This window comes from Paenalicyclobacillus ferrooxydans (genome assembly GCF_001399675.1).
In the GTDB taxonomy this organism is placed as follows: Bacteria; Bacillota; Bacilli; order Alicyclobacillales; family Alicyclobacillaceae; genus Alicyclobacillus_B; species Alicyclobacillus_B ferrooxydans.
On sequence record NZ_LJCO01000040.1, the window covers coordinates 73,163 to 88,381 of the forward strand.

Genomic DNA, 15,219 nt, shown 5'->3' on the forward strand with positions numbered 1-15,219 from the left:
ACACTTCATCCAACTCAATACCTCAGCCATTAAAGATTTCGATCGGCTTAGAGTCGGCCTTCAACTTAACGATTGCTTTCTTACGTTCGCTCGTAAACCCAACGTATTTGCCCACACGCTTTTTCTTGCCAGGCGCACGCAAAGTGTTTACCTGCTCAACCTGCACACCAAACAGTTTCTCAACAGCCTGGCGGATTTCAGTCTTATTTGCACGGCGGTCAACTTCGAAGACATACTTGCCTTCTTCCATCAATTCCGTCGAACGCTCCGTAATAATCGGACGCTTAATGAGGTCACGCGGATCCATTACGCGAACACCTCCTCAACTTTGGCTACCGCATCTCGAGTCAACACAAGGTGATCATGTTGAATCAAGTCATACACATTCAGCGCATTCGCTTCTACATACTTCAGTCCTTGGATGTTCCGGGCCGACAGGTATGCATTCTCTTCGCGCTGTCCATCAACCAACAGAACCTTGTTGACATGCAAAGCCTGTAACAACGTAGCCATGTGTTTCGTTTTCGCTTCAGAGACAGCAAGATCATCAAGGACAATCAACTTGCCTTCATCCACCTTGCTTGACAAAGCGCTGTACAGAGCCAAACGCCGCACTTTCTTGGGCACCTTCAACTCATAGGTTCTAGGTGTTGGACCAAAGACAACACCGCCGCCCTTCCACTGCGGACTGCGTGTGCTTCCCTGGCGAGCGCGACCGGTCCCCTTCTGACGCCATGGCTTACGACCGCCGCCGCTGACTTCTGAGCGGGTCTTTACCTTATGCGTGCCTTGCCGTTTCGCCGCCAAAAGACTGAGCACGACTGCGTGCATCAAGTCTGGACGCACAGGCGCAGAAAACAGTTTTTCATTCAATTCAATATCCCCGACTTGTTCGCCGTTCATATTGTATACCGCTACTTTCGGCATCCCACATCCTCCTTTCTAACCGCTTAGTGGACCGACTTAACTGCCTGTCTCACCGTAACAAATGAATTTTTCGGCCCAGGAATCGCACCTTTGACAAGCAACAAATTGCGTTCCAAATCCACTCGAACAACCTGCAGATTCTGAACCGTTACACGCTCGCCACCCATGCGACCAGCCATCGTTTGGCCTTTAAACACGCGATTCGGCGCGATCGGACCAAGAGACCCGACGCCGCGGTGGTATTTCGAACCGTGACCCATGGGTCCGCGGGATTGGTTGTGGCGCTTGATGGCACCTGCATAACCTTTACCTTTGGACGTTCCAATCACGTCCACAACTTCACCTTCAGTAAACACATCCGGACCGAGTTGCTGGCCGACCTCATAATCCCCAAGGTCAACCCCTCGAAACTCCCGTACGTATTTCTTTGCAGCAGTATTCGCTTTTTGTGCATGGCCCTGTTCGGCCTTCGTCGCGCGCTTAGCTTTCTTATCTGCAAATCCAATTTGCACTGCATCATATCCGTCAGTGGCTACTTCCTTCTTTTGAAGCACCACACACGGGCCTGCTTCGATTACAGTTACCGGGATGACTGTCCCATCTTCAGAAAACACTTGGGTCATACCAAGCTTCCGTCCAAGAATGCCCTTCATACGTACACCTCCTCAACACGCATTACCGTTTCAACAGTCAGCAATTAGCTGACTTCAGTTCTATTTCAGTACATCTGCGATTACAATTTAATCTCGATATCTACACCAGACGGAAGATCCAAACGCATCAACGCATCTACGGTTTGCGGCGTCGGATTCACAATGTCAATTAGACGCTTGTGTGTACGCATCTCGAACTGTTCGCGCGAGTCTTTGTACTTGTGCGGTGCACGAAGAATGGTGTACACCGTCTTTTCAGTCGGTAGCGGTATCGGGCCAGCAACTACTGCGCCAGCACGCTTGGCCGTTTCAACAATCTTCTCTGCAGACTGATCAAGTACCTGATGATCAAACGCTTTGAGTCGGATGCGGATCTTCTGCTTCGCCATATGTTTTCCCCCCTCACTATGCGGGTCGCTCAGTACAGAAGCGTACCGGCGAAACCATCGCCCAATTTGCTGGACATACTCCGCAGAAACCAACCCCTAGTGGTGCCCCATATGGCTACGGACACATAGGCAACATTCTGCCTCATCGCTGTCAGAGACCAACATTCGAAATTATACTAGACTGCTGACCAGAACACAAGAAGGATTGCACAATCAATATACGGGTAGATAAAGGAAAACAGAGGGCAGTGTGCCCTCTGTTTACAGTTCACAGATCTCTTCACTTCCGAACAGCTTACTTTGCAATGGAGCTGACAACGCCAGCGCCAACAGTACGGCCACCTTCGCGGATAGCGAAACGCGTACCTTCTTCAAGAGCGATCGGAGCAATCAACTCAACATCCATCGTTACGTTATCGCCAGGCATAACCATTTCGGTTCCTTCTGGCAACTGAACAACGCCAGTCACGTCAGTTGTACGGAAGTAGAACTGCGGACGGTAACCATTGAAGAAAGGAGTGTGGCGTCCGCCTTCTTCTTTGGTCAGGACGTACACTTCAGCTTTAAAAACGGTATGCGGCTTGATGGAGCCCGGCTTGACCAAAACCTGACCGCGCTCGATGTCCTTACGCTCAACACCACGAAGCAGGGCGCCAATGTTGTCGCCAGCTTGTGCAGAGTCGAGCAGTTTGCGGAACATCTCAATACCGGTAGCAACCGTCTTGCGGTTATCTTCACGGAGCCCGACGATTTCAACCTCATCGCCAACCTTCAAAGAACCACGTTCGACACGGCCGGTCGCAACAGTACCGCGACCAGTGATGGTGAACACGTCCTCAACAGGCATCAAGAACGGCTTGTCGGTGTCACGCTCTGGGGTTGGAATGTAGCTGTCGACAGCGTCCATCAGTTCTTCAATCGCCTTCACGTATTGCGGGTCGCCTTCGAGCGCCTTCAACGCGGAACCACGAATGACAGGAATGTCGTCTCCAGGGAAATCGTACTCGGACAAGAGTTCGCGAACTTCCATCTCAACGAGTTCAAGGAGCTCTTCGTCGTCAACCATGTCGCACTTGTTCAAGAAAACAACCAAGTACGGAACACCGACCTGACGGGACAGCAGGATGTGCTCACGGGTTTGCGGCATCGGGCCGTCTGCAGCGGACACGACGAGGATACCGCCGTCCATCTGAGCAGCACCAGTGATCATGTTCTTCACATAGTCGGCGTGACCTGGGCAGTCAACGTGAGCATAGTGACGGTTGTCAGTGGTGTACTCCACGTGAGCGGTATTGATGGTAATGCCGCGCTCGCGCTCTTCAGGAGCCTTATCAATTTCGTCATACTTCGATGCCTGTGCCTTACCTTTTGAAGCCTGTACAGCAGTGATGGCAGCCGTCAAAGTAGTCTTACCGTGGTCAACGTGGCCAATGGTCCCAACGTTTACGTGTGGGAGAGAGCGATCAAATTTTGCCTTTGCCATTATCAGTCACTCCTTATCCTACTCGCCTTTGTTTTTGGCGATGATTTCTTGAGCTATGCTCTTCGGCACTTCTTCATATGAGTAAAACTCCATAGAGAATGTACCCCGTCCTTGAGTCCGCGAGCGAAGGCTCGTGGAGTAGCCAAACATCTCAGCGAGTGGCACGAAACCACGAATCACGCGCGCATTGGCGCGTGCATCCATACCCTCAACTCGACCGCGACGTGAATTTACGTCGCCCATGATGTCACCCATGTATTCCTCAGGAACAGTGATCTCAACCTTCATAATCGGTTCCAAAATCACAGGACCAGCTTTGACAGCAGCTTGTTTGAAGGCCATGGATCCAGCGATCTTAAACGCCATTTCAGAAGAGTCGACATCGTGATACGAACCATCAAATAAGGTGGCCTTCACATCGAGCACCGGGTAACCGGCGAGAATACCGTTTTGGAGCGCTTCCTTAATACCTTCATCGACAGCCGGGATGTATTCCTTCGGAATCGCACCGCCGACCACCTTGTTTTCAAAGACATACCCTGTCCCGCGTTCCTGCGGTTCAAGGATGATCTTGACGTGACCATACTGGCCGCGACCACCAGACTGACGAACAAACTTCGCTTCTTGTTCGACCCGCTGCGTTACTGTTTCTTTGTAAGCAACCTGCGGTTTACCAGTATTGGCCTCGACTTTAAACTCACGCTTCAACCGGTCAACGATAATCTCCAGGTGAAGCTCGCCCATACCCGAGATGATAGTCTGGCCTGTTTCTGTGTCCGTGTACGTCCGGAACGTCGGATCTTCTTCTGTCAGCTTACCAAGTGCCACACCCATCTTATCCTGGTCTGCCTTGGTTTTGGGCTCAACAGAAATAGAGATAACCGGATCCGGGAATTCCATAGACTCCAGAATGACCATGCTCTTTTCATCACACAGGGTATCACCGGTGGTGGTGTCCTTCAGTCCAACACCTGCAGCGATGTCACCAGCGTAAACCATGTCACGCTCCTCACGGTGATTGGCGTGCATCTGAACGATACGCCCCATCCGCTCACGCTTACCCTTCGTGGAATTCATCACGTAGGAACCTGAGCCAACGGTACCGGAGTAGACACGGAAGAACGACAACTTACCAACAAACGGGTCTGTCATAATCTTAAAGGCCAGCGCCGAGAACGGCTCATCATCAGAAGAATGACGTTCCACAGCTTCCCCATCAGGAGTGACACCCTTGATAGCAGGAACATCCAGCGGCGACGGAAGGTAGTCCACCACGGCATCGAGCATTGGCTGAACACCCTTGTTACGATAGGAAGACCCGCAAAGCACCGGGAACAGCTGCACGGTAACCGTGCCTTTACGAATCGCAGCCTTTAATTCCTCGATGGTAATCTCTTCGCCCTCGAGGTACTTCATCATCAGTTCCTCGTCAACTTCTGCAGCCGCCTCCAACAACTCGGTGCGAGCTTGTTCAGCTTGCGCCTTCATGTCTTCAGGGATATCTCTGGCTTCTGAGGTTGTTCCAAGGTCGTCCGTGTACACAATTGCCTTGTTTTCAACCAAGTCAATCATGCCAACGAAATGATCTTCTGCACCAATCGGTAATTGAATCGGTACCGCCTTGGCACCAAGACGAGTCCTCATCTGATCGACGCACATTGCAAAGTCCGCACCGATGATGTCCATCTTGTTAACGTATGCAATACGCGGCACGTGGTACTTATCAGCCTGACGCCACACGGTCTCGGACTGGGGCTCGACCCCACCTTTCGCGTCAAAAACGCCAACGGCTCCATCCAGAACACGAAGTGAGCGTTCTACCTCAACGGTGAAATCCACGTGCCCGGGTGTATCGATAATATTGATTCGATGCCCTTTCCAAGCCGCGGTCGTTGCAGCAGAGGTGATCGTGATACCCCGTTCTTGCTCTTGCTCCATCCAGTCCATCGTCGCAGCGCCATCGTGAACTTCACCGATTTTGTGCACGCGACCAGTATAGAACAAAACGCGTTCCGTCGTGGTGGTTTTACCGGCGTCGATGTGAGCGATAATCCCGATGTTTCGCGTGTTTTCCAATGAAAACTGACGTGCCAAAGAAAACCCTCCTTCCTTCTAGCAATTCAAAGCTGTACGCTATTGCCAAGACTACCAGCGATAGTGAGCAAATGCCTTGTTGGCTTCTGCCATACGGTGCGTGTCCTCTTTCTTCTTAACAGAACCGCCCATATTGTTTGCAGCATCCAACAACTCATTCGAAAGACGATCGACCATGGTCTTCTCACCGCGCAAACGCGAGTAATTCACAAGCCACCGCAATCCGAGCGTAATACGGCGTTCATTTCGAACCTCAATAGGCACCTGATAGTTGGAACCACCAACTCGACGTGCTTTGACTTCGAGGACCGGCATAACATTGCGCATCGCTTCTTCAAAGACCTCCATCGGGTCTCGGCCGCTGCGTTCACGGATCTTATCAAAAGCCTCGTAAACGATGGTCTGCGCCACTCCACGTTTGCCGTCGAGCATGACCTTGTTAATGAGACGAGTAACCATCTTGTTTCCGTACACCGGATCCGGCATAACATCCCGGCGGGGTACTGGACCTTTTCTCGGCATTCAAACAACCTCCCTTCCACAAACATCACCCACCCACGCAAAGGCGCTCAACGCGCCAGCGGGATGCGTTGTAAAAACAAGTAACTTACTTCTTGACCTTTGGGCGCTTGGCACCGTACTTGGACCGCGCCTGCTGACGATCTTTCACGCCGGCTGTATCAAGCGCGCCGCGAACGATGTGATAACGTACACCTGGAAGGTCCTTGACACGTCCGCCGCGAACCAACACAACAGAGTGTTCCTGCAGGTTGTGTCCAATACCAGGGATGTAGGCCGTAACCTCAATCTGGTTGGTCAGACGCACACGGGCATACTTCCGAAGGGCTGAGTTCGGCTTCTTCGGTGTCATGGTACCCACACGAGTGCAGACGCCTCGCTTTTGAGGAGCCGGAAGATCCGTCTCTTCTTTGCGGAAGCTGTTATATCCCTTCTGCAGAGCAGGAGCCGTAGACTTCTTTAGAACCGGCTTCCGACCCTTGCGTACGAGCTGGTTAATCGTTGGCATTCTACCGCACCTCCTTTCAAATGCAACCACCGTCACAACGTTTCTCAAGTCCACGTGTCCTGGTGGTTCGTGCAAAGGCAAATAAAAAACTCGAATTTGAAGACACTAAGTCCCGCTTCAGAGTTGAGCGACCCGTCGCTACTCTCTGACGACAGCCGCGGCAGCTGCTCCAACTTCGATTCCGCAAGCCTTACCTAGCTGCTTCATTGTGTCCACCCAGATGACGTCGATTCCCCGCTGGTTTGCTAAGGCCACAATCGGGTCAGTGACCCGTTTCTCGGCGTCCTTCGCAGCGTATACAACTTCCGCCTGTCCCTGCTGGAGAGCTTTCGTAGTTTGGTTGGTACCAATGGTGCGCTTCCTAGCCAGGCGGATGCGATCGAGTGACATCGCAGCAGCCTCCCCCAAAAATCGAAAACCATGCCCAAAGGCACACTCAGAGATTCTATCACCCGAGCAATCGCGCTGTCAACAAGAATCCAAATGATCTAGTTGACAGCGCGTCTCAAATCTGCGCAGGTTTCCGCTCTGACACTCAGAGGACCTACTCGGAAACAGATACCTCAGCTTCAGAGGACTCGCTCGTTGGATTGGTCTCTTCAACCGGATCGTCGTCGCTGACGACCTCAATATGACGATAGCGCGACATACCTGTACCCGCCGGGATCAATTTGCCGATAATGACGTTCTCCTTCAGGCCGAGCAACTGATCTACCTTGCCCTTGATGGCAGCTTCAGTCAGCACACGCGTCGTCTCTTGGAAGGACGCAGCCGAGAGGAAGGAGTCTGTTTCCAACGAAGCTTTAGTAATACCAAGCAGAGCCGGACGAGCTACAGCAGGTTCCTTACCGCGAATCAAGACGTCCCGGTTCGCCATCTCATAGTCATACAAGTCTGCGTAGGTGCCCGGTAACAGGTCGGTGTCACCAGAGTCAAGGATCCGGACCTTACGAAGCATCTGGCGCACCATGACTTCCACGTGTTTATCGTTAATATCAACGCCTTGCAACCGATAGACGCGTTGCACTTCGCGAAGCAGGTAGTTCTGAACCCCTGCAAGACCCTTGACACGCAACATCTCCTTGGGATCGACAGAGCCTTCGGTCAGTTCATCGCCAGCATCCACTTTTGCATTCACGGACACGCGAATACGAGAACCATACGGAATCGAGTAGACTTTCGTCTCGCTTTCACCCGTGACTTCAACCTCGCGCTTATCTTTGGCTTCTCGGATGTCCGTCACAACGCCGTCAAACTCCGTAATCACAGCTTGACCTTTTGGATTTCTGGCCTCGAACAGCTCTTGAATACGAGGCAGACCTTGCGTAATGTCATCGCCAGCAACGCCACCGGTGTGGAATGTACGCATCGTCAGCTGTGTACCAGGCTCACCAATCGATTGTGCAGCAATGATGCCGACAGCCTCACCGATCTCCACCATCTTACCGGTCGCCAGGTTTCGCCCGTAACACTGCACACACACACCGTGCCGGGTGCGACAGGTCAACACAGACCTGATGTACACTTCCTTAATCCCGGATTGTATGATCGACGTCGCTGCCGTTGCATCGATGAGTTCATTCTTCCCGACAATCTTCTCTCCGGTCTCAGGATGAAACACATCTTGGAAGGCAACGCGGCCTTCGAGGCGGTCATACAACTCCTCAATCACTTCACGGCCATCGCGGATCTCAACCACACGCAAGCCTTTGTCCGTGCCACAGTCAATTTCACGAACAATCGTATCCTGCGCCACGTCGACCAGACGGCGGGTCAGATAACCAGAGTCCGCCGTTCTAAGGGCGGTATCAGCCAAACCTTTGCGGGCACCGTGGGTGGAGATGAAGTACTCCAACACTGTCAAGCCTTCACGGAAGTTCGACTTAATAGGCAACTGAATGATCTGCCCGGATGGGTTCGCCATCAGACCGCGCATACCAGCCAGCTGGGTAATCTGGGACTGACTTCCTCGAGCACCGGAAGTGGCCATCATATAAATCGGGTTTAGCTCATCCATGCTCTGCATCAAGGTATCGGAGAGTTTTTCCTTCGCTTCACTCCAAATCTGGCTGAAGGACATATACTTCTCTTCTTCCGTGATGAGACCGCGGCGGTACTGTTGAACCAGCTTGTGATCTTTTTGGTCCGCTTCGTCGATGATCGTCACCTTCTCTTGCGGGACGATGATGTCCGCAACAGAGATGGTGATGCCAGCTTGACACGAATAGTGGAAGCCGAGTTTCTTGACACGATCAAGGATTTCTGCCGTCTGGGTCGTGCCGTAACGATCGAAGCAATCGGCCAGAATGTTACCTAAGTCCTTTTTAATAATTGGTTTCGGACTTGGACGATTCAAGATTCTTTCACGCAGGTTGACGCCCTTTTCGAAGATAAAGGTCTCATCCGGCGGGCCGTCATACAGGTTTTGTTTCGCACCAGAATGAAGGTACGGGAAGTCTGTCGGGAACACTTCATTGAAAATCAGCTTACCAGGTGTCGTGATAAGAAAAGCATTTCTCTGTGCTTCAGTAAACGACGCCTTGCCGAGTGACTTCGCAGGGATCGCAATCCGAGCATGAACATCAATTTCACGGCGCTGCAGGCAGACATTCACTTCATCTGGATCAGCGAAGACACGGCCCTCGCCTTCTGCACCATGACGCTCGATAGTCAGATAATACGGCCCCAACACCATGTCCTGGGTCGGAGTAACAACAGGTTTGCCATCCTTCGGATTCAGGATGTTGTGTGCGGCGAGCATCAGCAACCGAGCTTCCGCTTGTGCCTCTGCGGACAGCGGTACGTGCACAGCCATTTGGTCACCGTCAAAGTCCGCATTATACGCCGTACAAACCATCGGATGCAGTTTGATAGCCCGACCTTCGACAAGGATTGGCTCGAATGCCTGAATACCAAGGCGGTGCAAGGTTGGCGCACGGTTCAAAAGTACCGGGTGCTCCTTAATCACATCTTCAACCACGTCCCAAACTTCGGGTGAAACGCGCTCCACCTTCCGCTTCGCGCTCTTGATGTTGTGTGCAAGGCCACGCGCCACAAGTTCTTTCATGACAAACGGTTTAAAGAGTTCGAGAGCCATTTCCTTCGGCAGACCGCATTGATAAATCTTGAGCTCAGGACCGACAACAATGACCGAACGCCCCGAGTAGTCGACACGCTTACCGAGCAAGTTTTGACGGAAACGTCCCTGCTTACCCTTTAACATATGAGACAGCGATTTGAGCGGACGGTTACCAGGGCCGGTTACAGGACGGCCGCGACGACCATTGTCAATCAGAGCGTCCACCGCTTCCTGGAGCATCCGCTTTTCGTTCTGCACGATGATGTCAGGAGCCCCAAGGTCGAGCAACCTCTTCAACCGGTTGTTACGATTGATGACACGACGATAGAGGTCGTTCAAGTCAGAAGTCGCGAATCGACCGCCGTCCAGTTGGACCATCGGACGGAGATCCGGCGGGATGACAGGCAACGCCTCAAGAATCATCCAGCTCGGCTCATTCCCCGAGGCACGGAATGCCTCAAGGACCTCAAGACGCTTGATAACACGGTTACGGCGCTGACCCTGCGCGGTACGCAACTCTTCTTTTAACTGATCAACCTCTTTGTCGAGGTTGATGTCGAGTAACAACTTTTTGATGGCCTCGGCACCCATGCCCGCTTCAAAGGCGTAACCATACTTTTCGCGGTAGGAACGATACTCCTTCTCGCTAAGCAGCTGCTTCTTCTCGAGTGGGGTATCTCCCGGGTCTGTCACCACATAGGAAGCAAAATAGATAACCTCCTCTAACGCACGTGGAGACATGTCCAGTACCAAGCCCATCCGGCTTGGGATCCCCTTGAAGTACCAGATGTGAGAAACAGGAGCCGCCAGTTCGATGTGCCCCATGCGCTCACGGCGAACCTTGGAGCGCGTCACTTCTACGCCGCAACGGTCACACACGACGCCCTTATAGCGAACTCGTTTGTACTTGCCGCAGTGGCACTCCCAGTCACGTTGAGGGCCAAAGATCCGTTCGCAAAACAGGCCATCCTTTTCCGGACGCAAGGTGCGGTAGTTGATGGTCTCCGGCTTCTTGACCTCACCATGGGACCAGGAGCGGATCTTCTCCGGCGAAGCCAGTCCGATCTTCATGTACTCAAAGTTGTTGACATCCAACAAGGAGCATCCTCCCTTTCATCAGCGCGTCAGTCCCCGATTTCCCGGCTCTCAAGGTTTAGATTCAGCTTTTCTCCGGTATCGTCGTCCTCGTCGCTCTCCCGCATGACAATCTCCTGCTCATCTTCGCTCAGGATTTTGACGTCCATGCCAAGGCTTTGCAGCTCCTTGATCAGAACCTTAAATGATTCCGGAACACCGGGCTCCGGTACATTCTCGCCCTTCACAATCGCTTCGTACGTCTTTACGCGACCGACAACATCATCGGACTTCACAGTGAGGATCTCTTGCAAGGTGTAGGCCGCACCATACGCTTCAAGGGCCCACACTTCCATCTCGCCAAATCTCTGGCCGCCAAACTGCGCCTTACCGCCAAGCGGTTGCTGCGTGACGAGAGAGTACGGCCCAGTGGAACGAGCGTGAATCTTGTCGTCGACCAAGTGGTGCAGTTTCAGCATGTAGACAAACCCGACAGTAACCCGATTGTCAAATGCCTCTCCAGACCGCCCATCGTACAAAACATGTTTCCCATCCGGGTCATAGCCTGCTTCTTCCAAGGTTGAGAAAACGTCCTCTGCATGTGCTCCGTCAAAAACAGGCGTTGCAATGTGAAGACCAAGTGCACGGGCAGCCATACCCAGATGAGTCTCAAGTACCTGACCAATATTCATACGAGAAGGAACACCAAGCGGATTCAGAACAATCTCAACTGGAGTACCATCCTCCATGAACGGCATATCTTCCTCTGGAAGAATCCGAGCCACGACACCCTTATTACCGTGTCGACCAGCCATCTTGTCCCCTTCAGAGATCTTTCGTTTTTGAGCAATGTAAACCCGCACCAACTGATTTACACCAGCCGGGAGCTCGTCGCCATTCTCGCGGGTAAACACTTTGACATCCACGACGATCCCTGCCCCACCGTGTGGGACGCGCAGCGACGTGTCTCGAACCTCACGCGCCTTTTCGCCAAAGATGGCGTGCAACAACCGTTCTTCAGCCGTCAGCTCTGTAACGCCCTTCGGCGTCACTTTGCCAACCAGGATGTCACCGGTACGAATTTCAGCCCCAATGCGGATAATCCCGCGTTCGTCGAGGTTGCGCAGTGCATCCTCACCAACGTTCGGAATGTCACGCGTGATCTCTTCTGGTCCAAGCTTCGTGTCGCGAGCTTCCAACTCATACTCTTCGATGTGAAGGGACGTATAAATATCTTCCTTCACGACCTTTTCGGAAAGCAAAATCGCATCTTCATAGTTGTAGCCTTCCCACGTCATAAAGGCCACCAGAACATTACGCCCAAGTGCCAACTCACCCATTTCTGTCGCCGGGCCGTCACACAGGATGTCACCAGCAACAACCTCTTGACCTTCCCGAACCACAGGACGTTGGTTGATACATGTGTTCTGGTTGGAACGCGTAAACTTCTGAAGCTTATATTTATCGAGATCACCCTTGACGCGATTTCCGTCAATATCGTGATAGGTGCGGACCCAAATCTCGCGGGCCGTAACACGTTCCACAACACCGGGGCGTTTTGCTACCAGACACACGCCGGAGTCTTTGGCAGCCTGGTGCTCCATACCGGTTCCGACGACAGGCGCCTTTGGCACCAATAGCGGAACTGCTTGACGCTGCATGTTGGAACCCATCAACGCACGGTTCGCATCGTCATTCTCAAGGAATGGAATCATAGCCGTTGCAACAGACACAACCTGTTTTGGCGAGACGTCCATGTAGTCGATCCGTTCGCGTGGAACGAGCAACGTATCACCGCGATAACGGGCCACAACCTCTTCACTTGCAAGGTGGTTGTCATCCGTAAGTTTTGCGTTCGCCTGAGCCACAATGTAGTTCTCTTCCTCATCCGCAGTGAGGTAGTCGATATGTTCAGTGACCTCACCGGTATCCGGGTTGACGTGGCGATACGGAGTTTCAATGAACCCGTACTCATTAATGCGCGCGTACGTCGACAGCGAGTTAATCAACCCAATGTTCGGACCTTCCGGCGTTTCAATCGGACACATCCGCCCGTAGTGGGAGTAGTGCACGTCTCGAACCTCGAAGCCCGCCCGTTCACGAGTGAGTCCGCCAGGGCCAAGTGCTGACAGGCGCCGCTTATGCGTTAACTCTGCCAACGGGTTGGTTTGGTCCATAAACTGTGACAACTGACTCGATCCAAAGAACTCTTTGATAGAGGCAATGACAGGCCGAATATTAATCAGCGCCTGCGGCGTGATTCCACTCGGATCCTGAATTGACATCCGTTCACGAACGACGCGTTCCATCCTAGACAAACCAATGCGGAACTGATTCTGAAGCAGTTCGCCAACAGAACGCAAGCGGCGATTTCCAAGATGGTCGATATCGTCAGTCGACCCAACACCGTGAAGCAAATTGAAGAAGTAGCTGACGGAAGACAGGATGTCAGCCGGCATTATGTGTTTTACAGACCGGTCAATGGAGCCATTGCCAATGACGTTTAAAATCTTGCCATCCTCAAGCGGACTGAAGATTTTCACCATCTGAAGCGGCACTTCATCCTGATCTGTGAGCTCCGCAGTTGCCCGAACATTGAAGCGACCAACATTGCGTTCAAGCGCCGGGATGATTTTGTCGAGCAAACGACGGTCGATCTCCTGACCCGCTTCTGCAATGATTTCGCCGGTATCCACATCGACCAGCGTTTCCGCCAAACGTTGATTCAGCAGGCGGTTCTTGATGTGAAGCTTCTTGTTAATCTTGTAGCGGCCCACATTGGCCAAATCATAGCGCTTGGGATCGAAGAACCGAGATGCCAGCAGTACACGAGCATTTTCAACGGTCGGCGGTTCCCCAGGACGGAGCCGCTCGTAAATCTCAACAAGAGCCCGCTCCGTGGAATCAGTCGTATCCTTGTCAAGCGTGTTGCGTAGGTACTCGTCCTCACCAAGCAGATTGATAATTTCCGCATCCGTCCCAAGGCCCAAAGCCCTCAAAAGGACCGTGATAGGAAGCTTCCGGGTCCGATCAATCCGAACGTAGACGACATCCTTCGCATCGGTCTCGAACTCCAACCATGCTCCTCGGTTCGGAATCACCGTGGCTGCGAATGTCTTCTTTCCGTTCTTGTCAATCTTGCTGTTGAAATACACGCTCGGTGAACGAACCAACTGACTGACAATGACGCGTTCGGCACCATTGATGATGAAGGTACCTGTATCGGTCATCAGCGGGAAATCTCCCATAAAGACTTCCTGTTCCTTGACCTCACCGGTTTCCTTGTTCAACAGGCGTACCTTCACGCGCAACGGCGCAGAATAGGTCACATCCCGTTCTTTGGACTCTTCCACATCATACTTGGGCTCTCCTAGACTATAGTCGACAAACTCCAGAACCAGGTTGCCCGTAAAGTCCTGAATTGGTGAGATGTCATCAAACATCTCACGGAGACCCTCACGCAAAAACCACTCGTATGAGCGTTGCTGGATCTCAATCAGATTTGGAAGGTCCAGGACCTCTCGGATGCGCGAGTAGGAGCGGCGCTCACGCCACCCATACTTGACCATATGTCCCTGCAAATGCGTCCCCCCTCACGCTGGTTATAAATACATATGTGATCAAACAAAAAAGAAATGAGGTTGCGCGGAACCACATTTTCACATAAGTGTAATATTCACCTATATCCAAATGGATGGTATTTTATTCATCTCCGTCCATTCCAGATGAGTTTGCATTTAGGTACTTTAGCACATACAAAATACGATGTCAACACGCCAAATCATAGATATGTTGAATCGCACATCAACTTTTTCATTTTCTGCATGCAAAGACATGATATCCAGACTTGCGGGACTCAAGTGTCACCTTGCAGAACCGCTCCTCCAGGAATCGCAATGCACTGTCAGCGCCATGTTTCTTGTGCATCACAACCCACAGTGTACCACCCGTCTTCAAGCGAGACAGCGACTCCTCGAAGAGCCCGTACACCACTGACTTACCGGCTCGAATAGGGGGATTCAGCAAAACGGCATCCGGCTCGTCCTCGAACAAGGCTCTTAACCCATCACTTTGCCTCACCGATACGCGTTCGCCGAGCGACCGTGTGTTTACCGTCGCCAGGTCCACAGCCCGTGCATTTACATCTAGGAGAACCCAGCGGGTCATTGGATACACACGGCCTAAGACAGCTCCGACGGCACCGTACCCGCAACCGAGATCGACAATCAGGCCAACCTCTGGCAGGACTGCCGTCTCAATCAATAGTCGGGTTCCAAAATCAAGCCCCGTCTTAGAGAACACTCCCGCATCGGACGTCAACTCAAGTTCGACACCCCGAACGTGGAAACGGATCGTCCGAGGCTCACTCTGGACACCTGGGTTTTCCGAATAATAGTGATCGCTCATGGGCCCTCCTTGGAGTTAACCGGTTAACAACAAATTGAAACACGAAGAGGCACGCAACGAACCGCGTGCCTCTCGCCAAAAAGAGA

12 protein-coding genes are annotated in these 15,219 nt (G+C 52.3%); all 12 read right to left on the minus strand.

Annotated features, from left to right (window positions below; translation table 11 throughout):
* Positions 1-22: 22 nt before the first annotated feature.
* Positions 23-307: a 50S ribosomal protein L23 gene (rplW, locus tag AN477_RS08775; RefSeq protein WP_054968796.1), complete on the minus strand. Its 285-nt coding sequence runs from the start codon at positions 305-307 to the stop codon at positions 23-25.
* Positions 307-927, minus strand: a complete 621-nt coding sequence (rplD, locus tag AN477_RS08780; protein WP_054968797.1) for a 50S ribosomal protein L4 — start codon at positions 925-927, stop codon at positions 307-309. The genes rplW and rplD overlap by 1 nt, the downstream gene beginning before the upstream one ends.
* A 23-nt stretch (positions 928-950) precedes the next feature.
* Positions 951-1,580 (minus strand): 50S ribosomal protein L3, encoded by a 630-nt coding sequence (rplC, locus tag AN477_RS08785; RefSeq protein WP_054968798.1) that lies wholly within the window; start codon positions 1,578-1,580, stop codon positions 951-953.
* 80 nt (positions 1,581-1,660) lie between these two features.
* Positions 1,661-1,969 carry a 30S ribosomal protein S10 gene (gene rpsJ / locus AN477_RS08790; RefSeq protein WP_054968799.1) on the minus strand — a complete coding sequence of 103 codons (309 nt, stop codon included), beginning with the start codon at positions 1,967-1,969 and terminating at the stop codon, positions 1,661-1,663.
* A gap of 295 nt (positions 1,970-2,264) precedes the next feature.
* A complete protein-coding gene (gene tuf, locus AN477_RS08795) occupies positions 2,265-3,452 on the minus strand; it encodes an elongation factor Tu (protein WP_054968800.1) in 1,188 nt (395 codons plus the stop codon).
* 18 nt (positions 3,453-3,470) lie between these two features.
* On the minus strand, positions 3,471-5,546 hold the full coding sequence (gene fusA / locus AN477_RS08800) for an elongation factor G (protein WP_054968801.1): 2,076 nt from the start codon (positions 5,544-5,546) through the stop codon (positions 3,471-3,473).
* A gap of 51 nt (positions 5,547-5,597) precedes the next feature.
* Positions 5,598-6,068 (minus strand): 30S ribosomal protein S7, encoded by a 471-nt coding sequence (gene rpsG, locus AN477_RS08805; RefSeq protein ID WP_054968802.1) that lies wholly within the window; start codon positions 6,066-6,068, stop codon positions 5,598-5,600.
* An 85-nt stretch (positions 6,069-6,153) separates the two neighbouring features.
* Complete coding sequence (rpsL, locus tag AN477_RS08810; RefSeq protein WP_054968803.1) at positions 6,154-6,573, minus strand: 30S ribosomal protein S12; 420 nt, start codon at positions 6,571-6,573, stop codon at positions 6,154-6,156.
* Between the two features lie 138 nt (positions 6,574-6,711).
* Positions 6,712-6,963, minus strand: a complete 252-nt coding sequence (locus tag AN477_RS08815) for a ribosomal L7Ae/L30e/S12e/Gadd45 family protein (RefSeq protein WP_054968804.1) — start codon at positions 6,961-6,963, stop codon at positions 6,712-6,714.
* 154 nt (positions 6,964-7,117) lie between these two features.
* Positions 7,118-10,750: a DNA-directed RNA polymerase subunit beta' gene (rpoC, locus tag AN477_RS08820; RefSeq protein ID WP_054968805.1), complete on the minus strand. Its 3,633-nt coding sequence runs from the start codon at positions 10,748-10,750 to the stop codon at positions 7,118-7,120.
* Positions 10,751-10,776: 26 nt separating this feature from the next.
* Positions 10,777-14,295, minus strand: a complete 3,519-nt coding sequence (gene rpoB / locus AN477_RS08825) for a DNA-directed RNA polymerase subunit beta (protein WP_425388147.1) — start codon at positions 14,293-14,295, stop codon at positions 10,777-10,779.
* A 244-nt stretch (positions 14,296-14,539) separates the two neighbouring features.
* Positions 14,540-15,133, minus strand: a complete 594-nt coding sequence (locus AN477_RS08830; RefSeq protein WP_054968807.1) for a class I SAM-dependent methyltransferase — start codon at positions 15,131-15,133, stop codon at positions 14,540-14,542.
* Positions 15,134-15,219 lie beyond the last annotated feature (86 nt).

Coding starts and splice junctions, on each gene's coding strand:
- rplC (WP_054968798.1), bottom strand. CDS start 1,580: ATGAAGGGCATTCTTGGACGGAAGCTTGGTATGACCCAAGTGTTTTCT.
- rpsG (WP_054968802.1), bottom strand. CDS start 6,068: ATGCCGAGAAAAGGTCCAGTACCCCGCCGGGATGTTATGCCGGATCCG.
- rpsL (WP_054968803.1), bottom strand. CDS start 6,573: ATGCCAACGATTAACCAGCTCGTACGCAAGGGTCGGAAGCCGGTTCTA.
- tuf (WP_054968800.1), bottom strand. CDS start 3,452: ATGGCAAAGGCAAAATTTGATCGCTCTCTCCCACACGTAAACGTTGGG.
- rpsJ (WP_054968799.1), bottom strand. CDS start 1,969: ATGGCGAAGCAGAAGATCCGCATCCGACTCAAAGCGTTTGATCATCAG.
- AN477_RS08815 (WP_054968804.1), bottom strand. CDS start 6,963: ATGTCACTCGATCGCATCCGCCTGGCTAGGAAGCGCACCATTGGTACC.
- rpoB (WP_425388147.1), bottom strand. CDS start 14,295: ATGGTCAAGTATGGGTGGCGTGAGCGCCGCTCCTACTCGCGCATCCGA.
- rplW (WP_054968796.1), bottom strand. CDS start 307: ATGGATCCGCGTGACCTCATTAAGCGTCCGATTATTACGGAGCGTTCG.
- AN477_RS08830 (WP_054968807.1), bottom strand. CDS start 15,133: ATGAGCGATCACTATTATTCGGAAAACCCAGGTGTCCAGAGTGAGCCT.
- rplD (WP_054968797.1), bottom strand. CDS start 927: ATGCCGAAAGTAGCGGTATACAATATGAACGGCGAACAAGTCGGGGAT.